The 2,066-nt window shown below is 29.4% G+C and carries 2 protein-coding genes; both read left to right on the top strand.

Annotation, left to right across the window (positions count from 1 at the left end; all coding sequences use genetic code 11):
- Window positions 1-539 (top strand): hypothetical protein (locus DW793_RS14855; RefSeq protein ID WP_181988396.1); only part of this gene is annotated, 539 nt, incomplete at its 5' end.
- A complete protein-coding gene (locus DW793_RS14035) occupies window positions 532-1,968 on the top strand; it encodes a flippase (protein ID WP_181988395.1) in 1,437 nt (478 codons plus the stop codon). The genes DW793_RS14855 and DW793_RS14035, both read left to right, overlap by 8 nt.
- The last annotated feature ends 98 nt before the right edge of the window (window positions 1,969-2,066 follow it).

Raw genomic sequence — 2,066 nt, 5'->3', positions numbered from 1 at the left:
ACTTTATATTATTTTTGGAAAACAATTTAATCGAAAACTTAAAATATTTATTAATGACAATTGTAATAATTGCCACATTAACTTTACTGTTGAATGATAGTATGTTTAACATGGTTGTGAATAATATTATGTTTGCGGGGAGAGATGCCTCAAGTTTAGATTCTTTGACATCTGGAAGAATATCTATTTTATCAGAATTTCCAACTTTAATAAAGGGACATTGGTTGACTGGAATAGGTTCTTTGTATTTTGAATGCTTTCCTTTATCATGTATATTACAATTTGGCATTATTACAGGAAGTATTATAATTGGTATAGCATATTTACCGATTATAAAAAGCTTAAAATTTGATAGAACAAATGTTTATTCTTCAATACTTGTCATTGTATGTATAGGCTATGGAATTAATAGTTTTTTCGAAGGCTTAGCACCAATTGGACCAGGAGTAAAGTGTTATTTCATGTGGTTGATGTATGGAATATTGTCTTCTCGAAAAACAGAAAGAAATATTTGGTCCGAAGGGGAGTCATATGAGTAAATTAAAAAAAAATTTAGGATATCAGACAATATATCAAATATTAAATACATGTATCCCACTAATTACATCGCCATATTTAGCGAGAGTTTTGGGAGCGGAAAAACAAGGTGTTTTTTCATATACGCAATCTATTATTAATTACTTTACTTTATTTGCAATGTTAGGAGTTGAAAATTATGGAACGAGAACTATTGCAAATTGTGGTGATGATAGGGAAAAAAGAAGTAAATCATTTTGGAATATATATTTTTTCCAGATGTGCTGTACATTGTTGTCTATAGGTATATATGTTGTTTACTTGACAAGAATTTGTTCTCAAAATGTTTATATAGCATTTTTACAAATTTTTTATTTATTAGGATCGCTTGTTGATATCAATTGGTTGTTTTTCGGAGTAGAAAAATTTAAAACAACAGTATCAAGAAATATGATTATTCGCATAAGTTCTGTGGTTTTAATTCTATCAACAGTTAGAAAGCCGAGTGATCTTTGGATTTACACATTGATTATGGCCGGAAGTACATTTCTTAGTAATATAATACTTTGGTTTTTTGCGTCGAAAGAAGTTGATGTGAAAGCGATTAGGACTGTTTCAAAGAAAGAAGTTGTCAAACATATTAAACCAAACCTAGTATTGTTTGTTCCTTTAATGGCAATGTCTGTATATCATATTATGGATAAAACAATGTTAGGATTATTAAGTACTTATAAACAAGTTGGCTATTATTATAATGCTGATAAAATCATTAATATTCCAATAGGAATACTGATAGGTATTGGAACTGTTATGTTACCACGAATGACTGCTTTGAATAGCAATGGATTGATAAATGAAGCAAAAAAACTATTTTTATTATCAATAGAACTAATAGTGGCAGTTTCTTCTGCAATGGCGTGTGGGATTTTTGCAATTTCTGTGGAGTTCACACCGTTATTTTTCGGTTCAGGATATGATGAGTGCATTAGAGTGATTATGATGTTATCTCCAATTCTCGTGATAAAAGGGCTTTCCCTAGTGGTGCGTATGCAATATTTAATACCAAATCAAAAGGAAAAAATATTTATAGAGTCTGTATTTTGGGGAGCAGGAATTAATTTAATAGTAAATTTACTTTTAATAGTAAGATTAGGCGCATTAGGTGCTGCTATAGGCACTATGGCGGCCGAATTAGTTAGTTGTTTTTGGCAATATAAAAAAATTAATAAGTATATTTCATGTTCAAGTGTAATTTATAAATCTATGGTATATGTTTTGTTTGGTGTTGTTATGATTATAGTAGTAAGAATAGTAGCTAGGATTTTTTGCGGAGGGATTGTAGCACTTGTCTTTGAAATTCTTACAGGAGTAGTTGTGTATTCGCTACTATGTATAGGGTACTGGAAATTAACCAAGAATAAAATTCTTAGTGTAATAAAGTTAAGAAGGTAAAAAAGGAGGATATAAAAATGAGTTTTAATATTGCAAATGAGTTTAGATGTATGTTAAGTAGAATATCACCAAAACTTAACACAAAAGTTACATATTAT

Origin of the sequence: Ruminococcus sp. AM31-15AC (genome assembly GCF_003462045.1) — a bacterium.
Taxonomy (GTDB): domain Bacteria; phylum Bacillota; class Clostridia; order Oscillospirales; family Ruminococcaceae; genus Hominimerdicola; species Hominimerdicola aceti.
The sequence above is the reverse complement of the archived record's forward strand: the minus strand, read 5'-3'. Positions and strand labels throughout refer to the sequence as shown.